Source organism: Pseudomonas sp. MUP55 (assembly GCF_034043515.1).
Taxonomy (GTDB): domain Bacteria; phylum Pseudomonadota; class Gammaproteobacteria; order Pseudomonadales; family Pseudomonadaceae; genus Aquipseudomonas.
This window is the reverse complement of record NZ_CP138214.1, coordinates 624,759-645,410: the sequence shown is the minus strand read 5'-3', so window position 1 is coordinate 645,410 and position 20,652 is coordinate 624,759. Positions and strand designations below refer to the sequence as shown.

Annotated in this window: 19 protein-coding genes; 6 read left to right on the top strand and 13 right to left on the bottom strand. The window is 62.0% G+C overall.

What is annotated here, in order from left to right:
- Nucleotides 1–50: 50 nt before the first annotated feature.
- The 7 genes from hflX to SC318_RS02675 form a co-directional block, all read right to left on the bottom strand.
- Entirely contained in the window at nt 51–1,352 is a 1,302-nt protein-coding gene (gene hflX, locus SC318_RS02705) for a ribosome rescue GTPase HflX (protein ID WP_003188061.1), read from the bottom strand.
- Between the two features lie 12 nt (nt 1,353–1,364).
- Nucleotides 1,365–1,625 (bottom strand): RNA chaperone Hfq, encoded by a 261-nt coding sequence (gene hfq / locus SC318_RS02700; RefSeq protein WP_016976904.1) that lies wholly within the window; start codon nt 1,623–1,625, stop codon nt 1,365–1,367.
- A gap of 95 nt (nt 1,626–1,720) precedes the next feature.
- Nucleotides 1,721–2,692 (bottom strand): tRNA (adenosine(37)-N6)-dimethylallyltransferase MiaA, encoded by a 972-nt coding sequence (miaA, locus tag SC318_RS02695; protein WP_320429543.1) that lies wholly within the window; start codon nt 2,690–2,692, stop codon nt 1,721–1,723.
- Nucleotides 2,692–4,605: a DNA mismatch repair endonuclease MutL gene (gene mutL / locus SC318_RS02690; protein ID WP_413817594.1), complete on the bottom strand. Its 1,914-nt coding sequence runs from the start codon at nt 4,603–4,605 to the stop codon at nt 2,692–2,694. Before mutL ends, miaA begins: the two co-directional genes overlap by 1 nt.
- Nucleotides 4,605–6,026 (bottom strand): N-acetylmuramoyl-L-alanine amidase, encoded by a 1,422-nt coding sequence (locus tag SC318_RS02685; protein WP_306491373.1) that lies wholly within the window; start codon nt 6,024–6,026, stop codon nt 4,605–4,607. The genes mutL and SC318_RS02685 overlap by 1 nt, the downstream gene beginning before the upstream one ends.
- A gap of 15 nt (nt 6,027–6,041) precedes the next feature.
- Nucleotides 6,042–6,512: a tRNA (adenosine(37)-N6)-threonylcarbamoyltransferase complex ATPase subunit type 1 TsaE gene (tsaE, locus tag SC318_RS02680; protein ID WP_320429542.1), complete on the bottom strand. Its 471-nt coding sequence runs from the start codon at nt 6,510–6,512 to the stop codon at nt 6,042–6,044.
- Nucleotides 6,500–7,360 (bottom strand): NAD(P)H-hydrate dehydratase, encoded by an 861-nt coding sequence (locus SC318_RS02675; RefSeq protein ID WP_320429541.1) that lies wholly within the window; start codon nt 7,358–7,360, stop codon nt 6,500–6,502. The genes tsaE and SC318_RS02675 overlap by 13 nt, the downstream gene beginning before the upstream one ends.
- Before the next feature lie 63 nt (nt 7,361–7,423).
- Between SC318_RS02675 and queG the strand changes: the two genes are divergently transcribed.
- The gene (queG, locus tag SC318_RS02670) at nt 7,424–8,488 is read left to right on the top strand and encodes a tRNA epoxyqueuosine(34) reductase QueG (RefSeq protein WP_320429540.1); all 1,065 of its coding nucleotides are present in this window, start codon (nt 7,424–7,426) and stop codon (nt 8,486–8,488) included.
- Here the strand turns inward: queG and SC318_RS02665 are convergent.
- Together SC318_RS02665 and orn are read right to left on the bottom strand one after the other, a co-directional pair.
- Entirely contained in the window at nt 8,485–9,102 is a 618-nt protein-coding gene (locus SC318_RS02665) for a trimeric intracellular cation channel family protein (RefSeq protein ID WP_306494857.1), read from the bottom strand. The genes queG and SC318_RS02665 overlap by 4 nt on opposite strands.
- Before the next feature lie 192 nt (nt 9,103–9,294).
- The gene (gene orn, locus SC318_RS02660; RefSeq protein WP_320429539.1) at nt 9,295–9,837 is read right to left on the bottom strand and encodes an oligoribonuclease; all 543 of its coding nucleotides are present in this window, start codon (nt 9,835–9,837) and stop codon (nt 9,295–9,297) included.
- A gap of 108 nt (nt 9,838–9,945) precedes the next feature.
- Here orn and rsgA point away from each other — a divergent pair, with 108 nt between their 5' ends.
- Nucleotides 9,946–10,977, top strand: coding sequence for a small ribosomal subunit biogenesis GTPase RsgA (gene rsgA, locus SC318_RS02655; protein ID WP_306491369.1), 1,032 nt, complete (start codon nt 9,946–9,948; stop codon nt 10,975–10,977).
- 167 nt (nt 10,978–11,144) lie between these two features.
- On the opposite strand, the gene motB is transcribed toward rsgA, so the two are convergent.
- Both motB and motA read right to left on the bottom strand, forming a co-directional pair.
- Nucleotides 11,145–12,158: a flagellar motor protein MotB gene (motB, locus tag SC318_RS02650; RefSeq protein ID WP_320429538.1), complete on the bottom strand. Its 1,014-nt coding sequence runs from the start codon at nt 12,156–12,158 to the stop codon at nt 11,145–11,147.
- Between the two features lie 3 nt (nt 12,159–12,161).
- Complete coding sequence (motA, locus tag SC318_RS02645) at nt 12,162–13,013, bottom strand: flagellar motor stator protein MotA (RefSeq protein ID WP_320429537.1); 852 nt, start codon at nt 13,011–13,013, stop codon at nt 12,162–12,164.
- Nucleotides 13,014–13,180: 167 nt separating this feature from the next.
- On the opposite strand from motA, the gene SC318_RS02640 reads away from it, so the two are divergent.
- The 3 genes from SC318_RS02640 to asd are packed head-to-tail and all read left to right on the top strand — an operon-like array spanning nt 13,181 to nt 16,466.
- On the top strand, nt 13,181–14,716 hold the full coding sequence (locus SC318_RS02640; RefSeq protein ID WP_320429536.1) for an HDOD domain-containing protein: 1,536 nt from the start codon (nt 13,181–13,183) through the stop codon (nt 14,714–14,716).
- 57 nt (nt 14,717–14,773) lie between these two features.
- Complete coding sequence (locus tag SC318_RS02635; protein WP_320429535.1) at nt 14,774–15,589, top strand: rhodanese-like domain-containing protein; 816 nt, start codon at nt 14,774–14,776, stop codon at nt 15,587–15,589.
- A gap of 16 nt (nt 15,590–15,605) precedes the next feature.
- A complete protein-coding gene (gene asd / locus SC318_RS02630; RefSeq protein WP_320429534.1) occupies nt 15,606–16,466 on the top strand; it encodes an archaetidylserine decarboxylase in 861 nt (286 codons plus the stop codon).
- A 130-nt stretch (nt 16,467–16,596) separates the two neighbouring features.
- On the opposite strand, the gene serB is transcribed toward asd, so the two are convergent.
- Nucleotides 16,597–17,811 (bottom strand): phosphoserine phosphatase SerB, encoded by a 1,215-nt coding sequence (gene serB, locus SC318_RS02625; protein ID WP_320429533.1) that lies wholly within the window; start codon nt 17,809–17,811, stop codon nt 16,597–16,599.
- A gap of 133 nt (nt 17,812–17,944) precedes the next feature.
- Here serB and SC318_RS02620 point away from each other — a divergent pair, with 133 nt between their 5' ends.
- On the top strand, nt 17,945–19,480 hold the full coding sequence (locus SC318_RS02620; protein ID WP_320429532.1) for an AhpA/YtjB family protein: 1,536 nt from the start codon (nt 17,945–17,947) through the stop codon (nt 19,478–19,480).
- A gap of 324 nt (nt 19,481–19,804) precedes the next feature.
- Here SC318_RS02620 and SC318_RS02615 read toward each other — a convergent pair whose 3' ends face one another.
- The gene (locus SC318_RS02615; RefSeq protein ID WP_320429531.1) at nt 19,805–20,515 is read right to left on the bottom strand and encodes a PqiC family protein; all 711 of its coding nucleotides are present in this window, start codon (nt 20,513–20,515) and stop codon (nt 19,805–19,807) included.
- Nucleotides 20,516–20,652 lie beyond the last annotated feature (137 nt).

Below are 20,652 nucleotides of genomic sequence, written 5' to 3'. Positions count from 1 at the left end.
CCAATGCTACAGAATGCCTGCTACTGCGGCACAACCGCTTTCTCAGGCTTTTATTGCAAAGTGTGTTGCTCGATGAACTCCGCCGGTACCACACCCTCGCGACTGACCAGTCGATTGAGCTCCGAACGCGGCAATCGAACGGCCAGCAAGCTGACACCTTCTTCGTCGTGTTCTTCTTTCTGTACCGCGCCCAGCTCGAAAAACTGTGCACGCAGTCGAGCAAAACGCTGCGGCAAGCGCAAGGTGCCGACGAACAAATCACTGCCGAGCAATTCGGCAATGGCTTGCTCAAGCAGCTCCAGGCCACTGCCATCACGCGCCGACAGCCAGACCCGCTGGGGCTTGCCGTTCTCGTCGCGCTGGATTTGCGGCTCAACGCCTTCAAGCAAATCGAGTTTGTTATAGACCTCGAGGATCGGCAAGTCTTGCGCACCGATCTCGCCCAGCACCACCATCACCTGCTCGATCTGCAGCATGCGATCCGGTTCAGCCGCATCGATCACGTGCAACAGCAGGTCGGAATTGCTCGACTCTTCGAGCGTAGACCGAAATGCCTCGACCAGCTTGTGCGGCAAATGCCGGATGAAACCCACGGTATCGGCCAGAACGATCGGCCCCAGGTCGTCGATGTCCAGACGGCGCAGGGTTGGGTCGAGCGTGGCGAACAGTTGGTCTGCCGCGTACACGTCCGATTTCGTCACGTTGTTGAAGAGTGTGGATTTGCCGGCGTTGGTGTAGCCCACCAGGGACACGGTGGGGATATCCGCGCGCGAACGGCCACGGCGCGATTGCTCGCGCTGGCTGCGGACTTTCTCCAGGCGGCCCTTGATCTGGCGCAGGCGAACCCGCAGCAGACGCCGGTCGGTTTCCAGCTGGGTTTCACCCGGACCACGCATGCCGATGCCGCCGCCCTGGCGCTCAAGGTGAGTCCAGCCGCGGACCAGCCGGGTGCTCATGTGGTCAAGCTGGGCCAGTTCGACCTGGAGCTTGCCTTCATGGGTACGCGCGCGTTGAGCGAAGATATCGAGAATCAGGCCGGTGCGGTCGATCACGCGACACTCGAAGACGCGTTCGAGGTTACGTTCCTGACTGGGCGTGAGGGTGTGATTGAAGATCACCAGATCGGCTTCTTCGGCGTGGACCAGGTCGCGCAGTTCCTCGACCTTGCCGCTGCCAATCAGGTATTTGGCGGTTGGCCGATGACGCGGCACGTTAAAAAACGCAACGGTCTCGGCGCCGGCCGAATTCGCCAACTCCTGAAACTCCTGCGGATCTTCGCGCGCCTCAGGGTCCTGTCCATCCAAGTGAACGAGGATTACTCGCTCACCACCACCGTGGCGCTCAAAGAACAAAGGAGACTCCTATCAGGCGTTACCTGGCTCAGCGTCAGCTGCTTCATCACCGGCTGCGCTAGGCAGACGGATTGGACGAACAGGGACGACGGTCGAGATAGCGTGTTTGTAAACCATCTGGCTGACGGTGTTTTTCAACAGAATTACGAACTGGTCGAACGACTCGATCGTACCTTGCAACTTGATACCGTTGACCAGATAGATGGAAACCCCCACTTTCTCTTTACGTAAGGTATTCAAGTAAGGGTCTTGTAGCGAATGCCCTTTTGACATGTGCCGCACTCCTTTAAGGATCAATAATAAAAAATCGGAAAAATAAATAGCTCATGGCCGTCACACCCCCAAGGATAGACGGCAATTGCAAGGACTCAGCTCAATATGGAGACCGTTCCCAAGTATTTCAAGGCGCGTGACAGATTGTCGCTGTCCAGGCTGTCCAACCAGTGCAAATCGCTCCAGCTGCGCAGCCAGGTGAACTGGCGCTTCGCCAATTGGCGCGTGGCAATGATGCCGCGCTCCTGCATGTCGGCTGACGTCAGCTTGCCATCCAGATGATCCCAGACTTGGCGGTAGCCTACAGCGCGTATCGAAGGCAACCCTGGGTGCAGATCACCTCTGGAACGCAGAGCTACGACCTCCTCCACAAACCCCTGTTCCAACATATTTGTGAATCTTTGTGCAATTCGTTCATGCAGCACCTGGCGATTTGCCGGAGCAATGGCCAGGTTCGCCACAGTATAGGGCAATTGTGACTGACCAGATGCGCCTGCATCAGCACTTTGCGCAGTTTGTTTCAGCCTGTGTTCAGTCATGGTCTGGCCGCTGACGCGCCAGACTTCCAGCGCGCGGGTAAGGCGCTGGGGGTCATTGGGGTGGATGCGCGCCGCGGACACCGGATCTACTGCCGCCAGCTGGTCGTGCAAGGCTTGCCAGCCAAGGCGTGCCGCTTGCTCTTCAAGCTCGGCGCGCACCTGGGCGTCAGCGGGCGGCATATCCGCCAGGCCCTCCTGCAAAGCCTTGTAATAGAGCATCGTGCCGCCGACCAGCAACGGGATGTTGCCCCGCGCGGTGATTTCGGCCATGGCGGCCAGGGCGTCGGTACGGAAATCTGCCGCCGAATAGCTCTGGGCCGGGCCGATGATGTCGATCAGACGGTGTGGATGCTGCGCCAGCACCTCTTTCGAAGGCTTGGCCGTGCCGATGTCCATGTCCCGGTAAACCAGGGCAGAGTCGACACTGATCAGCTCGCACGGCAACACCTTGGTCAGCTCGATGGCCAGGTCGGTCTTTCCGGCGGCCGTCGGGCCCATCAGGAAAATCGCGGGGGGCAAGGCACTCATCAGCGACCGCGCAGAAACAGTTTGTCCAGATCATCCAGGCCCATCTGGGTCCAGGTCGGTCGGCCATGGTTGCATTGGCCGCTGCGCTCGGTGTTTTCCATGTCGCGCAGCAGGCCGTTCATTTCCGGCAGGGCCAGTCGACGGTTGGCGCGGATGGCGCCGTGACAGGCCATGGTGCCGAGCAATTCGTTGATATGCGCCTGGATGCGGTCGCTGGTGCCGTATTCCATCAGGTCCGCCAGCACGTCGGCCACCAGCCGGTTGGCTTCTGCCTGCTTGAGCAGCGCGGGAATCTGGCGGATCGCCAGGGTTTCCGGGCCCAGGCGTTGCAGTTCAAAACCCAGCTTCTGGAACACGCCGTGATGTTCCTCGGCACAATCGGCTTCACGCTGACTGACTGCCAGGGATTCGGGCACCAGCAATGGCTGGCCACTGAGCCCCTCGCTGGCCATGGCAATCTTCAGGCGCTCGTACATGATCCGCTCGTGGGCGGCGTGCATGTCCACCAGCACCAGGCCATGGGCGTTTTCCGCAAGAATGTAGATGCCTTTGAGTTGCGCCAGCGCGTAACCCAGCGGCGGAATATCACCGCCGCCCTCGGGCAGGGCAACCGTGCTCGGCTCAGCCCCCGGCAGCGGCGCGAAGAACTCCCGGTAGGCTGCCTGCGCCTCAGCCGCCGGCACGGTCGATTGCGGCCGCGGGGTGTATTGATACTGATAACCCGCACCGGCTCCCGCGTTGGGCGCCGTGTAACTTGGCTGCGGTTGCGATGATTGCAACAGGTTACCGGCGAGACTCATTTCGCCCTGGGGGCCGAACTCACCGGCCTCCGGGCCGCTTGGGCGAACCACTGCGGTTACGATGGGCGCAGACAACTGATCATCCGGACGCACGTCGCCCAGGGCGCGGTGCAAGGTGCCGTAGAGGAAGTCATGCACCATGCGCCCGTCACGGAAGCGTACTTCGTGCTTGGTCGGGTGCACGTTGACGTCGACCACCGAAGGGTCGACCTCGAAAAACAGCACAAACGTCGGGTGCCGGCCGTTGAACAACACGTCGCGATACGCCTGGCGCACCGCGTGGGCCACCAGCTTGTCGCGCACCGCACGGCCGTTCACGAAGAAGTACTGCAAGTCGGCCTGGCTGCGCGAGAAGGTCGGCAAACCGACCCACCCCCACAGGCGCAAGCCGTTGCGTTCGATTTCTATCGGCAGCGCCTGCTCCAGAAACCCGCCACCGCACACCGCCGCCACTCGTCGAGCGCGCGCAGCGTCGTCATTGGCTTCGTGCAGGCTGAGGATGGTCTTGCCGTTGTGGCGCAGATGAAACGCCACATCGAAACGCGCCAGGGCCAGGCGCTTGATCACTTCTTGCAGGTGATCGAATTCGGTTTTCTCGGCCTTGAGGAATTTGCGTCGCGCCGGGGTGTTGAAGAACAGGTCGCGCACCTCCACCGAGGTGCCCACCGGATGGGCCGCCGGCTGGACCCGGGGCGCCATGTCGCGACCTTCGGTTTCCACTTGCCAGGCCTGTTCGGCACCACGCGTGCGGGACGTCAGGGTCAGGCGGGCCACGGAGCTGATGGAAGCCAGGGCCTCACCGCGAAAGCCCAGGCTCATCACCCGTTCCAGGTCTTCCAGGTCGCGGATCTTGCTGGTGGCGTGACGGGCCAGGGCCAGCGGCAGGTCATCTGAAGAGATGCCGCTGCCATCGTCACGCACCCGCAGCAGCTTGACGCCGCCCTGCTCCACGTCGACGTCAATGCGCTTGGCGCCGGAGTCGATGCTGTTTTCCAGCAGCTCCTTGATCACCGACGCCGGGCGCTCGACCACCTCGCCCGCGGCGATCTGGTTCGCCAGACGCGGGCTGAGCAGTTCGATACGCGAGCCGGTGTTCAAGACAGATTCGCTCATTACTGCGCCGCCAATTCGGTGCCAGGGATGGTCAACACCTGGCCGATTTTCAATTCGTCGGTTTTCAGGTTATTGGCGCTGCGCAAGGCGGCGGGGGTGACCTGAAAACGTACGGCCAGCATGGCGACGGTGTCACCGGGCTGCACGCGGTGGTCGCGCGGGCCCTGGGCAATCTTGCCGGAGTCACGCAACCAGGCGATGTAAGTGCCCGGTGGCGGGTTCTGCTGGAAGAACTGGCGCACGCCGGCACTGATCGAGCGCGCCAAGGCCTGCTGGTGGCTGGCACTGGCCAGCTTCGAGGCCTCGTTGGCGTTGGAGATGAACCCGGTCTCGACCAGGATCGACGGGATGTCCGGCGACTTCAACACCATGAACCCGGCTTGTTCCACGCGCTGCTTGTGCAGCGACGTAACCCGGCCAATGTTACTCAGGACTTTCTGGCCGACGTTCAGGCTGGACGTCAGCGAGGCAGTCATCGACAGGTCGAGCAGTACGCCGGCGAGCATTTTGTCCTTGTCATCGAGGGAGACGTTGCCGGCCCCGCCGATCAAGTCGGAACGGTTTTCGCTGTCGGCCAGCCAACGCGCGGTCTCGGACGTGGCGCCACGATCGGACAAGGCAAACACCGATGCACCGAACGCTGCGGAGGAAGGGGCGGCGTCGGCGTGGATCGATACGAACAGGTCCGCGCCTTTCTTGCGGGCGATTTCGGTGCGCCCGCGCAACGGGATGAAGTAGTCGCCGGTACGGGTCAGCTCGGCGCGATAACCTTTCATGCCGTTGACCTGACGCTGCAGCTCGCGAGCGATGGCCAGCACCACGTCTTTTTCATGCTGACCGCGCGACCCGGAAGCGCCCGGGTCTTCGCCACCGTGGCCAGCGTCGATCACCACGATAATGTCGCGCTTGCCTGCCGGAGCGGGCGGCGGCGGTGGCAGCTTGACCTGCGGCTGCGAGGGGTTGACCGGCACCGCAGGCACCGTCGCCACGCTGGGCGTCGGCGCAGGCGGCGGTGCGGCATCGGCGGGGTTGTCGAACAGGTCGACCACCAGGCGGTTGCCATATTGAGCGTTCGGCGCCAGAGAGAAGCTTTTGGGGGTGACCGCCTTTTTCAGGTCGATGACCACGCGCAAATCGGTTGGCGTGCGCTGGGCCGAGCGCATCATCGTAATCGGGGTGTTGGCGGTGGAGACTTTCAAGGGCGCGGCCAGGGTCGCACCGTTGATATCGATCACCAGGCGATCAGGCGCCGTAAGGGTAAAGACACTGTGCTGGACCGGACCCGACAGGTCGAACACCAGTCGCGTGTTATCCGGCGCTCGCCACAGGCGAACACTCTTCACCTGTGAAGCAGCCAGAGCATTGACAGTCATTGCCGCAAGCAACACCCCCACGACAGCAACCAACGCGCGAAAGCGCATACCTAACCCCACCAATTATTTGAATTCCAATGCCAGAGCGGTACACCACGACTCAGCGCGCGGGCTCTGGGGCAACAACTTCAGCTGACGTCCGTGCTCATGCGGCGTAATGGTAATGGTCATGTCAGGCTTTGGCAAAAAGCCTGTGCCTTTATTTGGCCACTCGATCAGGCACAACGCGTCTTCGTCGAAGTAATCACGGATGCCCATGAACTCCAGCTCTTCAGGATCGACCAGGCGATAGAGGTCGAAGTGGAAGGCGCGCACGTCACCGATCTCGTAGGGTTCGACCAGGGTGAACGTCGGGCTTTTCACCGCACCGGTATGGCCCAAACCGCGAATGATGCCCCGGGACAGCGTGGTCTTGCCCGCGCCCAGGTCACCTTCGAGGAAGATCAGCCCCGCCCCGCCGGTCACCCGCGCAATAGCGTGACCGAGCGCGACCATCGCGTCTTCATCAGCCAGGAAAAGAGTTACTTCAGGCACGGCGAGTGTTCCTCCAGCAATTGACGAATGGCAGGTATCAGGTCGCTCGCGGCAAGCCCGCGTCCGAATGTGCCCTGGCGATCCCCCGCCGTGGCATGCAACCACACGGCCAGGCAACTTGACTCATAAGCCGGCATGCCTTGGGCCAACAAGGCGCCCACCAGGCCGGCGAGGACGTCACCGAGACCGGCCGTGGCCATGGCGGGATGGCCTTGGTCACAACGGGAAACGCGACCGTCCGGGCTAGCAATCAAACTGCCAGCACCCTTGAGCACAGCCACTGCGTTGAATTGACGACTCAACGCACGCACCGCCTCAAGGCGGTCGGCCTGAACGTCGGCGGTGGAAATCCCCAGCAAGCGCGCAGCTTCGCCCGGATGCGGTGTGATCACACAATGGGCCGGCAGACTCACGCCGCCAGCCGCCAGCTGATTGAGCGCATCGGCGTCCCAGACTTGCGGCAGCCGGGCATTAGCCGCCACGGACAACAGGCTTTTACCCCAGGACGCTGCGCCCAGGCCGGGGCCGATAACGATCACCGAGATTTTCTCCAGCAACCCCATCAACTGGTTGGCCGAACTTACGCCCACGGTCATGACTTCCGGCAAACGGGCCAACGCGGCCGGCACGTGCTCGGCACGGGTCGCCAGGGACACCATGCCGGCGCCGCTGCGCAACGCACTTTCGCTACTGAGCAACGCTGCGCCGCCAAAGCCGCGGTCGCCGCCGATCACCAACAGATGGCCAAACTGGCCTTTATGGGCGTCTACAGAACGTGCAGCCAGTTGCGGCAAGTGGCCTGGCAAAAGAAGCTGAACGTCGGTTATTTCGTGTTTTGTCTGAGGCATGCGTCTTCAAGCTCCGATGTCTGGCAGAATTATACGCATCTAACCTGTGGTTTCCCGTGTCTCATGCCCGCTATTACCTCCGATCTGCCCGCCCTCGCCCAATCGATCAAAGACTGGGGCCGCGAGCTGGGCTTCCAACAAGTCGGCATCAGCGGCCTGGACCTGGCCGAGCATGAACAGCACCTGCAACGCTGGCTCGACGCGGGCTATCACGGCGAGATGGACTACATGGGCGCCCATGGCAGCAAGCGCTCCCACCCCGACGAACTGGTACCAGGTACCTTGCGGGTGGTGTCACTGCGCATGGATTACCTGCCCGGTGATACTCAAATGGCGCAACGGCTGGCCGAGCCGGAAAAAGCCTATGTCTCGCGCTACGCCCTGGGCCGTGACTATCACAAGCTGATTCGCAAGCGCGTGCAGCAACTGGCCGACCGTATCCAGGCGCAGATCGGGCCCTTTGGCTTTCGTGCCTTTGTCGACAGCGCACCGGTGCTGGAAAAAGCCATCGCCGAGCAGGCTGGCCTCGGCTGGATCGGCAAAAACACCCTGGTGCTCAATCGCAAGGCCGGCAGCTACTTCTTCCTGAGCGAGCTGTTTGTCGATTTGCCGTTGCCGGTAGACCCACCCCATGCCACCGAACATTGCGGCCGCTGTACCGCGTGCCTGGACATCTGCCCTACCAACGCATTCGTCGGCCCTTACGTGCTGGATGCCCGACGCTGTATTTCCTACCTGACCATCGAACTCAAGAGCGCCATCCCCGAGGACCTGCGCCCGTTGATCGGCAATCGGGTATTTGGCTGCGATGACTGTCAGATCGTTTGCCCATGGAATCGTTTCGCCCGGCCCAGCAGCGAAAGCGATTTCAAGCCACGGCACAATCTGGATAACGCAGAACTGGCTGAACTGTTTATGTGGGACGAGGATAAATTCCTCAGCAGCACCGAAGGCTCACCCTTGCGCCGCGCCGGATACGAGCGCTGGCTGCGCAACCTGGCGGTGGGCTTGGGTAACGCCCCGTCGAGCATTCCGGTGCTGCAAGCCTTGAAAGCGCGGCGCGACTACCCGTCGGAACTGGTGCGCGAGCATGTGGAATGGGCGCTGAACCAGCACGCCGCTCGCTAGTGGACGTCGTCGTTGTAGACGAACTTGGGCATTTCCCAATGAAACCGGATCGCCAGCAAGCGTAATAGAAAGCCGCTGAACAAGGTCAGCAGAATCGCCTGTTCGCTGGGCAATTCCAGGTACAGGCACAGCAAGTAGAACCAGGCAGCGAGGAACGACACGCTGGCATACAGCTCACGCCGGAAGATCAGCGGGATGTCGTTACAGAAGATATCCCGCAGGATGCCGCCGAATACGCCGGTGATCACGCCACTGACCGACGCAACCAACATGCCATGCCCCATTTCCAGGGCGGTCATGCAGCCGATCAAGGTGAACGCCACCAACCCCACGGCATCCAGCGCCAGGAACAGCGAACGCAGGCGGCGCATCAGCGGTGCAATGAAGATGGTCACCAGTGCGGCGATGGAGGTCAGCACCAGGTATTCGGGGTGCTTGACCCAGGTCAGCGGGTAATGCCCCAGCAGCATGTCGCGCACCGACCCGCCACCCAGCGCCGTCACGCAGGCGATCAGCACCACGCCAAACCAGTCCATGCCACGCCGACCGGCGGACAAGGCGCCCGTCATGGCTTCGGCGGTGATGGCGATGAGGTAGAGCATCAGCAGCATGATGGCGATCCTTGCAGGGAGGCCGGCAGTCTAATCATTTGGTGATGGCACCAAAAGGGGGCGCAAGACGATAAACCGAGTCGTTGGCCATCGGGGGCAAGCCCCCTCCCACATTTGTACTGCCTTCGTCATGACAACGCGGGCAAGTGTGGGAGTGGGCTTGCCCGCGAAAGCGCCAGCCCAGGCGCTACATCATCAAGCCTTGATGAAATGCTTGCGGTAATGCTGCAGCTCGGCAATCGACTCGCGAATATCATCCAGTGCCAGGTGCGTACTGCCTTTATGGAAGCTGTCCTTGACCTCCGGCGCCCAGCGCGCAGCCAGCTCTTTCAAGGTGGACACGTCCAGGTTGCGGTAGTGGAAATAGCTTTCCAACCCCTTCATGTGCGTATAAAGGAAGCGACGGTCCTGGCAGATGCTGTTGCCGCAGATCGGTGACTTGCCCTTGGGCACCCATTTTTGCAGGAAGGCGATGGTTTCGGCTTCGGCTTCGGCCATGCTGATGCGGCTGTCGCGTACACGCTGGGTCAGGCCCGAGTTACCGTGGGTGCGGGTATTCCACTCGTCCATGGTGGCCAGCACGGCATCGCTGTGGTGGATGGCGATGACCGGACCTTCAGCCAACGTGTTGAGGTTGCTGTCGGTGACAATCGTCGCCATCTCAATGATGACGTCGGTGTCAGGATTCAGACCGGTCATTTCCAGATCGATCCAAATCAGGTTCTGTGGGTTTTGCATGGCTTGATTCTCTTGGCACCTTGGCTTAGCCGGGCAGTTTAGCAGGCGGCGCCGTGCTAGACTCGCGACCGTTTCACCCAACTTTTGCATTATCGACACGGAACACCAATGGCCAAACGCCAGCTCAATCGTCGCCAAAACTGGCGCATCGAAAAGATTCAAGGCGAGCGCGCAGCACGCGCCGCCAAACGTGAATCCTCCGCCGTGGAAGCGCTTGAAGGCGGCGACCTGGGGCCTGAACAAACGGGCCTGGTGATCGCGCACTTCGGCGTGCAGGTCGAGGTCGAGGCGCTGGAAGGCGACCTCGCCGGCCAAGTCTCCCGCTGCCATTTGCGCGCCAACCTGCCTGCGCTGGTGACCGGCGACAAGGTGGTATGGCGTGCCGGCAACCAGGGCATCGGCGTGATCGTCGCCCAGTTGCCACGCAGCACCGAACTGCGCCGCCCCGACAGCCGCGGCCAGCTCAAGCCGGTGGCGGCCAACGTCGACATGATCGTGATCGTGTTCGCGCCGCTGCCCGAGCCCCACGCCAACCTGATCGACCGCTACCTGGTCGCCGCCGAGCATGCCGGCATCCGCCCACTGCTGCTGCTGAACAAGTTCGACTTGATCGACGAGCAAAACGCTCCGGCGCTCAACGCGCTGCTGGCGGTCTACCGCACCCTGGGTTACCCGGTGCTGGAAGTCTCGGCCCATCACGGCAACGGCATGGAACAGCTGCAACAGCAGCTGGACGGGCGTATCAGCGTGTTTGTCGGCCAGTCCGGCGTGGGCAAGTCGTCGCTGGTCAACAGCCTGCTGCCGGAAGTCGACACCCGCGTCGGCCCGCTGTCGGAGCTGTCCGGCCAGGGCACGCACACCACCACCACCGCACGGCTGTTCCACTTCCCCGGTGGCGGTGAGCTGATCGACTCCCCGGGTATCCGTGAATTCGGCCTCGGGCATGTCAGTCGCAGCGATGTGGAAGCAGGCTTTATCGAGTTCAACGACCTGATCGGCACCTGCCGCTTCCGCGACTGCAAACACGACCGCGAGCCGGGCTGTGCCTTGCTCAAGGCCCTGGAGGATGGTCGCGTGCAGCAGCAGCGGATGAACAGTTATCGGTCGATTATTGCGAGTTTGCCTGAGAGCAGTTACTAGGCCGCCAACTCTGTAGGAGCGAGCTTGCTCGCGAAGCCACCAAGCGCAACGCGGGCATCCTGAATACACGCGTTATCGTTGACGTTTTTCGCGAGCAAGCTCGCTCCTACAATGAGACGCCAGATACAAGAAGGCCGCGATTATCGCGGCCTTCTTGTATCTGGCGTTCAGGACCCCGGCGCAGGCGCCGTCGGCTCTTTCACACCACCGTCATCAAACAGGTTCAGCTTCTGCCGCAGTTCATGGGCCGGCAGCGGCTCCTGCCCTGGCGGCAGCGCATTCGGGTCCGCCGGCACTTCACCGGGGGCGCCTTCGCCCTGGGCCGGCGGTGGCGGCTGGTCGCCTTCAATCGCACGCTGGGCCTTTTTGGTCAGCACGACGATATCGATGCGACGGTTGATCGGGTTGAACGGCTCTTTGGGATCGAACAGCTGCGATGAAGCAAAACCTACCACCCGCGCCACTTGCGGGTCCGGGTAGCTGCCAGCCACCAGCGCACGGCGGGCGGCGTTGGCACGGTTGGCCGAGAGTTCCCAGTTGCCGAAGTCGCCCTGCCCCGCATAAGGCTTGGCATCGGTGTGGCCGCTGATGCTGATCTTGTTCGGCACCGCCTTGATGGTGTCAGCCATGGCCAGCAGGATATCTTCGAAATACGGCTTCAAGCGTGCGCTGCCGGAATCGAACATCGGCCGGTTGGCGGCGTCAGTGATCTGGATACGCAAGCCTTCCGGGGTAATCTCGAAGGAAATCTGATCCTTGAACTTGAGCAGTTGCGGGTTTTCTTCGACCTTGGTCTGCAGTTCTTGCAACAACAGCTCCAAGCGCTCTTTCTCGACCTGCTCGGCCATGGTTTCGACCGTATCGCGCTCGATCGGGATTTTCTCCTGGGGCGATTCGGTCTGCACTTCCGGGTTGATGGTGCGCTCGGGCGCCAACTGCGGCGATCCGCCCAGGTCGATCACGAAGGGCGTACCACTTTCCGAAAAACCAATCGGGTCCTTGAAGTAGCCCGCAATGGCGATCTTCTGTTCCGGGGTAGCGGTGGACATCAGCCACAGCACCAGGAAGAACGCCATCATCGCCGTCGCGAAGTCGGCGAAGGCGATTTTCCAGGCGCCGCCATGGTGCCCCGCAGCGAAGCGCTTGACGCGCTTGATGATGATTGGCTGATTGTTTTCCATGGCTTAGCGACCGCGAACCGCTTGCTCCAGCTCGGAGAAGCTTGGGCGATGTTTCGGGTACAGCACTTTGCGCCCGAACTCGACCGCCAGCGATGGCGGCATGCCGGATGCCGATGCCACCAGGCACGCCTTGATCGCTTCGTAGAGGTTGATCTCTTCCTTGGCATCGTGGGCCAGCGACGTCGCCAGCGGGCCGAAGAAACCGTACGCCGCCAGAATACCGAAGAAGGTACCCACCAACGCCGCGCCGACGTGCATACCGATAGCCGCTTGGTCGCCCTCGCCGAGGGAGGCCATGGTCACCACGATACCCAGTACCGCCGCGACAATACCGAAACCGGGCATGCCGTCGGCGATGCCGGTCACGGCGTGGGACGGATGCTCCAGCTCTTCCTTGAGGCTGAACAGCTCCATGTCGAACAGGCCTTCGAGTTCATGGGGCGCCATGTTGCCGGAGGACATGATGCGCAGGTAATCGCAGATATACGCGGTCATGCGCTCGTCTTTGAGCACGGCCGGGTACTTGGCGAAAATCGGGCTGGCGGCGGCGTCTTCGATATCGCCTTCAATGGCCATCATGCCTTCGCGGCGGCTCTTGTTGAGGATCTCGTAGACCAGCCCCAGCACTTCCAGATAGAAGGTGTGGGAGAAGCGCGAGCTGAACATGCCCAGCGACTTCTTGATCACGTGCATGGTCATGTAGCCGGGGTTGGCCTGCAGGAAGGCACCAAAGGCGGCGCCGCCAATGATCATCACTTCAAAAGGCTGAATCAGCGCGGCAATTTTACCGTGGGACAGGACATACCCACCGAGCACACTTGCGAGGACGACAATGATGCCGATAATTTTAGCCATAGGGGATCTGTACTTGCGCCGTCGGGTTCATGGACATAGTGGGTGCTGCTGAAAAACTCTTGTTCTACTTATCGGCAAAACTGCGCCAGACTATAGCCCGTTAAGGCGAAAAGCCAATTGAGCCCGTTCCGGGTGTGTTGAACCCACGTGATGATCGCGCCCCAATCATGGCTAATGAAACGACAGTCCCAACTGCAAAACCCACCACCCTTGCCGCCTGGATCAAGCGCCTGGACGATGTACTGCTGCCGGTCCCCCGGGCCAGCCATGAGCGCGTGTGCAAAGCCATTCGCGACAGTCGCAGCTCACTGAGGGACATTGCCGAGCTGATGCAAAACAGCCCGGCCCTGGTGCTCAGCGTAATGCGCGAGGCCAACAGCCAGACTCACGGCAGCCTCGCGGAACCTGCGGAAAACCTCGAAGTGGCGCTCAACCGCCTCGGCCTCAAACGCGCCGAGGAGCTGCTGGCGCGCCTGCCTTCGGTGCCGGCCGCTGAAATTCCCGTGGCGCTGCGCCAACTGCTGCTGGTCAGCCAGCATGCCTCGCAGCAAGCCAACGGCTTGTTCGGCAGCCGCCTGGCGCGCTTGTGGCAGGACATTCATTGGGGCAGCCTGCTGTTTCTGTCACCGTTGTGGCCGATGGCCGTCGCCTATCCCAAGCTTCTGGAAGAATGGGAGCTGCGGGTGATCCATAAGGGCGAGTCGGCGCGCCAGGTCGAGCAGCAACTGTTCGGCGTGCGCCTGCTGGACCTGTGCCTCGGCCTGACCGCAGCCTGGCACCTGCCGATCTGGGTGTCCCAGGGTTATAACCTGCTGCTGGGCGAGCAGCGCCTGCTGGTCAAGGCATTGCGTATCGCCCGCGAGGACGACCCCCTGCGCCACCAGCAATTGCTCGACGCCGAGCCCAACCTGCGCCGCTGGCTGAACCAGCCGGCCAACACCGTGCTATTGGCCAACGGCCTGGCGATGTCGGCGCAAGAGTCCTGGACCTGCCCGCACACCGAGCGCTGGCAATACCTCACGGCGCTTTACCTGCAGGAGCCACTGGGTGATGTGCAGCAGCAGGTTCACCAGCAAGCGGTGACCAGCGCGCGCAGCACCTTGATGCCCGACCTCTGGCACCCGGCCTTGTCGCTGATCTGGCCGTGGCATGTGCAAAAAGTCCACCGTGGCTTGCTGCCCGCGCCGCCTCCCACTGCCGAAGCCCTGGCGGTGTGGCGCAACCGCTGCACCGAGCTGCTGGTCGAACCGAGCCGCTTTGCCAATGCGATGCACCTGACCACTTGCGCCAAGGAAGCCCTGGTCGCCAGCGGCATGCAACGCGTATTGCTGTTCATGGCGGATCGCGCCTTGAGTACCTTGCGTGTGCATCAGGCCGATGGCCTGCCCAGGGACGCTGCCAACCTGAGCCTGGACGTCGTCAACAGCACGCTGCTGCAACGCCTGCTGGAAAAATCCGCGCAGGTGCGTCTCGGACCGGACAACCATGCGCAGTTCTCGGCTCTGCTGCCGCCGATCCTGCGCCGCCTGTTTACCGGCGAACACCTGTTGCTGCGCTCGCTGAGCTGCAATGGCCGGGTGGTGATGCTGATGGTGGCGGACCAGGGCGGCGGGCCGTTCTCGGAAACCACCGTGCAAGCCTTCGGCAAAACCGCGCAATGCATCGAAAAAGCCCTGCACAGCTTTACCAACCGCAGCGCCTGATGCTTGCGCTACAATCGCCCTCCTTTATCGCCAACATTTGTGCCCAGGAGACCTCACATGCCTGACTTCTCTGGCTTGCCGCTGGTGATCGAATGCAGCGACCTGCAAGGTCGCCTGAATGCCGAACACCTGATTGTGGTGGACCTCACCAGTGCCGCCCGCTACGCCGAAGGACACATCCCCGGCGCGCATTTCGTTGACCCCAAGCGCACCCAATTGGGCCAGCCGCCCGCGCCAGGCCTGCTGCCGCACAAGGCCTACCTGGAAAAGCTGTTCGGCGAGCTGGGCCACACCCCCGACGCCACCTATGTGGTCTATGACGACGAAGGCGGCGGCTGGGCCGGGCGCTTTATCTGGTTGCTCGATGTCATCGGCCACCAGAAGTATCACTACCTCGACGGCGGCCTTCTGGCGTGGCTGGAGGAAAACCACCCGGTTTCCACCGATGTACCCGCGCCTGTTGGCGGGCCGGTGAGCCTTACGCTGCACGACGGTCCCACCGCCACCCGCGAATACCTGCAAAGCCGGCTCGGCGCGGCCGACCTGGGTATCTGGGACGCCCGCGGCCCGCTGGAATATTCCGGCGAAAAAGTGCTCGCGGCCAAAGGGGGGCACATCCCCGGCGCGGTGAACTTCGAATGGACCGCCGGTATGGACAAGGCGCGCAGCCTGCGCATCCGCCGCGACATGCCGCAGGTGCTCGAAGACCTCGGGCTGACCCGCGATAAAGAAATCATCACCCACTGCCAGACCCACCACCGCTCTGGCTTCACCTACCTGGTGGCCAAGGCGCTCGGTTATCCACGCGTCAAAGGTTATGCCGGTTCCTGGGGCGAATGGGGCAACCACCCCGACACCCCCGTCGAGATTTGAAGTTCAAGGACACTTAATGAAAAAGCAGTTGTTTATCCTCAGTCAGTACCTGCTGCCGCACCACCTGCTGTCGCGCTTGGCCGGCTGCATCGCCGAGTGCCGCGTGCACTGGTTCAAGAACGCCTTCACCCGTTGGTTCGCCAAGCGTTACCAAGTGGACATGTCCCAGGCACTGGTGGAAGACGTGACTGCCTACGAGCACTTCAACGCCTTCTTCACCCGTGCGCTGAAAGACGGTGCGCGCCCACTGGATCAAACCCCGGGCGCCGTACTGAGCCCGGCCGATGGCGCGGTCAGCCAGCTTGGCCCGATCGAACACGGCCGTGTATTCCAGGCCAAGGGCCACAGTTTCAGCGTATTGGAACTGCTGGGCGGCGACGCAGCGCTGGCGGCGCCGTTCATGGGCGGCGACTTCGCCACCATCTATCTGTCGCCCAAGGACTATCACCGCGTGCATATGCCGCTGGCCGGTACCTTGCGCGAGATGGTCTATGTGCCGGGGCGGATTTTCTCGGTGAACCAGACCACCGCCGAAAACGTACCGGAGTTGTTTGCGCGTAACGAGCGGGTGGTCTGCCTGTTCGACACCGAACGCGGCCCGATGGCCGTGGTGTTGGTGGGCGCGATGATCGTGGCGTCGATTGAGACGGTGTGGGCCGGGCTGGTTACGCCCCCCAAGCGCGAGCTGAAAACCTTCCGCTATGACGAAGCTGCCCGCGCACCGATCCACTTGGAGAAAGGCGCTGAGTTGGGTCGCTTCAAGCTGGGCTCAACCGCCATCGTGCTGTTCGGACCGGATCAGGTGCAGTGGGCGCAAGAGCTGGCGGCGGGTACGCCGGTGCAAATGGGCCAGGGCATCGGTTCACCTAAAGCCTGAAGCCGGACGCAAAACCAATGTGGGAGGGGGCTTGCCCCCGATGGCGGAGTATCAGTCAGCACATCGCTCACTGACCCACCGCTATCGGGGGCAAGCCCCCTCCCACATTTTTTTTACCGCATTGAGTCAGTTAAAGCTGACCATCGCGGTCGCGCAAGCCCAGCAGATACAGCACCCCATCCAACCCCAAGGTCGAAATCGCCTGCTTGGCCGATTGCTTGACCAATGGCTTGGCGCGGAACGCCACACCCAACCCCGCAATCGCCAGCATCGGCAAGTCGTTCGCGCCGTCGCCGACTGCGATGGTCTGTTCCAGACGCAAGCCTTCCTTGTGCGCCAACTCCTTGAGCAGGTCTGCCTTGCGCTGTGCGTCGACAATCGGCTCCACGGCCACGCCGGTCACTTTGCCATCCGCCACTTCCAGCTCGTTGGCGAACACATAGTCAATGCCCAGTTTGGCCTGCAACTGTTTGGCAAAGTAGGTGAAGCCGCCGGACAGGATGGCGGTCTTGTAGCCCAGGCGCTTGAGTTCGGCAAACAGGGTTTCGGCGCCTTCGGTCAGGCGTAGGGAGGCGCCGATTGAGTCGAGCACGCTCACATCCAGGCCTTTGAGCAGCGCCAGGCGCTCCTTGAAGCTGGCACGAAAATCCAGTTCACCGGCCATCGCGCGCTCGGTAATTTCCGAGACCTGCTCGCCCACACCGGCGGCCTTGGCCAGTTCGTCGATGACTTCGGCTTCGATCAGCGTGGAGTCCATGTCGAACACCGCCAGGCGACGGTTGCGCCGGAACAGCGAATCTTCCTGGAAGGCGATGTCGACATTCAGCTCCTGGGCCACGCTGAGGAACTCGGCGCGCAGCGCTTGCGCATCGGCCGGCTCACCCCGCACGGAGAACTCGATACAGCCCTTGCCTTTGTCCGCTGGCGTATCCAGCGGCATGCGACCCGACAGACGGTCGATATGGTCGATGTTCAAACCGTAATGCGCGGTGATCGAGCTCACGCGCTGCAGCTGTTCGGCCGTGACCTTGCGGGTAAGCAACGTAACGATATGGCGTTTCTTGCCCTGTCCTTCGACCCAATGCTGGTAATCGGCCTCGGACACCGGCGTGAAGCGCACCTGCTGATCCAGCTTGTAGGCCGTAAACAGGATGTCCTTGAGTACCGAGGACGCCTGCTCGGTGCTGGGGATTTCCACCAGGATGCCGAACGACAGCGTGTCGTGGATCACCGCCTGGCCGATGTCGAGAATGTTCACACCACCCTGGGCCAGAACGCCGGTAATGGCAGCGGTGAGACCCGGTCGGTCAAGACCTGTGATGTTGATCAGGACAATTTCGCGCAAAGCGCACCCCCAGGCTGGAAAAAAACCGCATTCTACCCACTTTCAGTGACCATCGGGCACAGCCAGCGCTTTGCCGGTCATGGGCCTGTCGCTATACTGCGCGTCAACTTCACGGACCAAGAGCCGAGCGCAAGTGAACCGGCCCACGCCAGTAAAAACCGATAACTTCTTCCTGCTGATCTTCCGGGCACTGCGCCACCGCCGTGTACCGATCGCATTACGCATCGCCAGCCATAACGTCATCCTGGTCGCTCTGGCCCTGGTGATCTACGCCTGCGTGATGGGTTTGCAATTCAAGCAGGCCATGCACGAGCAAGCCGACGCCCTGGGCGAGAGCTTGACCACCCAGACCGCCACCTCGGCGACTGAGTTGCTGGTGTCCAACGACATCCTCAGCCTCAACGTGCTGCTCAACAACCTGACCAAGAACCCGTTGGTGGCCCACGCCGCTATTTATAGCGTGGACAACCGGATCATGGCCGAAGCCGGGCAGCGCCCGAAAAACGGCCTGCTGGGGGAAGCCGAAGGTTTGTATCAGAGCAATATCACGTTCCAGGACGTAAAAGCCGGCCAATTGCGCATCAGCCTGGACATGCAACAGTTCCAACAGCCGATGACCATCAGCCTGCAAAGCATGGGCATCCTGAGCGCGATCCTGCTGGCCCTGGCCCTGGCGTTGAGCCTGCGCCTCGGGCGGCATATCTCCACGCCGCTGATGCAGCTGCGTATCTGGCTACGCGATATCGACGAACACACCCCGGCCACCGACCGCCAGGACGAAATCGGCGACCTCGCGCGCCAGCTGCATGCCAGCTTCGCCCCGGAGCCGACCGTGCCTGAGGTTCAACCCGAGCCCGAGCCGGAGTACGACGACGCCGACTACAACGACGAGCCTGAGTTTGAGGTTCGTGACCTGCGTGACCCAGGCTTTGACGACAGCGCTCCGGTCGCGGGTTTGAAGCCTGCGCCGCGGCACGTGATCAAGGCCGAAGAAGACGAGCTGGACGACGAAGACCCGTTTGCCGACCTGCGCGACACCGCCGACGCCGCGCCTGCGGCAGCGCCGAAACCGCTTCCGGCCAAAAGCACCGAGCCGCAGTACAGCGCCGTACTCGCCGTGCAGCTGGGTGCCCAGGACCAACTGCGCCGCCTGCCCCGCGCCCGTTTGACGGAACTGCTGGAACGCTACCGCGACTGCCTCGACCAGGCCGCCTCGCTCTACCAGAGCGAATTGCACACCCTGAACGACGGCAGCACGTTGATGCTGTTCCACAGCGAAGACAGCGGCGAAGACTACTTGACCAACGCCATCTGCTGCGGCGAGTTGCTGCGCGCCCTGGGCCATGCCCTGCAGATCGAAGTGGCGGACAGCGGCATCACTCTGCAACTGCAGCTTGGCCTGACGGTGGGCGATGACCTGTTCGGCATCAGCCAGATCGACCTGCTGCTGACCGAGATCGCCCAGGACGCCCTGGCCTTGTCGCAACACAGCCGCAACCTGCTGCTGGTGGAGCGCAAGATCAGTGAAGATTCGCTGATCCGCCAGCGCGCCCGTATCCGCCCGATTGCCAGCCCTGAAGGGGCCAGCTGTGTTGAGCGGTTGATGGAGCCGTACCCGTCGATGCTAGAGCGTCAGTTGGCGCGGATGCATGAGACGCGCAAGCCCTGAAGCACACCGCAAAACCTTGTGGGAGGGGGCTCGCCCCCGATAGCGGAGTATCAGTCAGCACATCACTCACTGAACCACCGCCATCGGGGGCAAGCCCCCTCCCACATTTGGTCTGCGCTCCGTGCGGCAGCTTGAAGCACACCACAGAAACCCGGTGGGAGGGGGCTTGCTCCCGATAGCGGAGTATCAGTCAGCACATCACTCACTGAACCACCGCCATCGGGGGCAAGCCCCCTCCCACATTGGTCAAGTGCCAGGACCAGAGTCTGGACAAACAAAAAGGCCCGCTGATTCAGCGGGCCTTTTGTTTGTCTGCCGTTCAGATCAGAACCTGAACACTTCCAAATCCGTGCGAATCGGTGTGGCCATCGGCATCTTGGGCTTTTCCGGGGCTGCTGGCTTAGCCTGTGCCGGGGCCTGCTTGCGCGGGGCCTCGGCAATCGGCGGCTGGTTGGCCAATGGCTTGAGCGCCACCGCCAACTGTTGCGCCAAGTGCTGCAACAGCACGCCCTGAGCCTGGACCTGGGATGCCGTGGTGCCGGCATGTTCTTCCTGCAGGTGCACGATTCGGTTGTCCCGTACCTGCCCGCGGCGGTCGATCAGGCGCCACTGCGCATCCAGGATCGCCGGTTGCGACTTGCCGGAGTCAAGCCGCGTGATGGTGAGCAATACCTGCACATCCGGGGTAAACCCGGAGGGCCCTGGCGCCAGGACCACACGCTGGCTGTCCAAGTGGCCGGCCACCTGACGCAGCATCAACTGATTGATATCGGAGGAGAGGCTTCCCGCCCAACGACCATCAGTGGAACCTTGCAGGCTGCCGTCGTTCTGACGTTGCAGCAGGGTTTCGCGTTGCAGGTAGTCGGCAACGACTACCGGACCCAGAAGAACAGCCATGCCAGCGGTTTGTGCTGGCTGAGCCGGACTTCCGCTGTCCAGCTGGTACAGCGACACCGGCTGGTGTGTGCTGCAACCCGCCAGCCCTAACAGGCCAGCGAGCATCAAAAATAGAGGAAGGCGTGGAGCAGTCATCATCCCATCCAGGTGGCTGCCACAAGGCGAACCACAATGTAATACTAAAAATAACCTAAATACGCTCGGCCACGCCGGCGCTGGAAAGGCCATATCATCCGTGAATATGCGCCATGACTCCAGCGCCAATGCGTCGATCT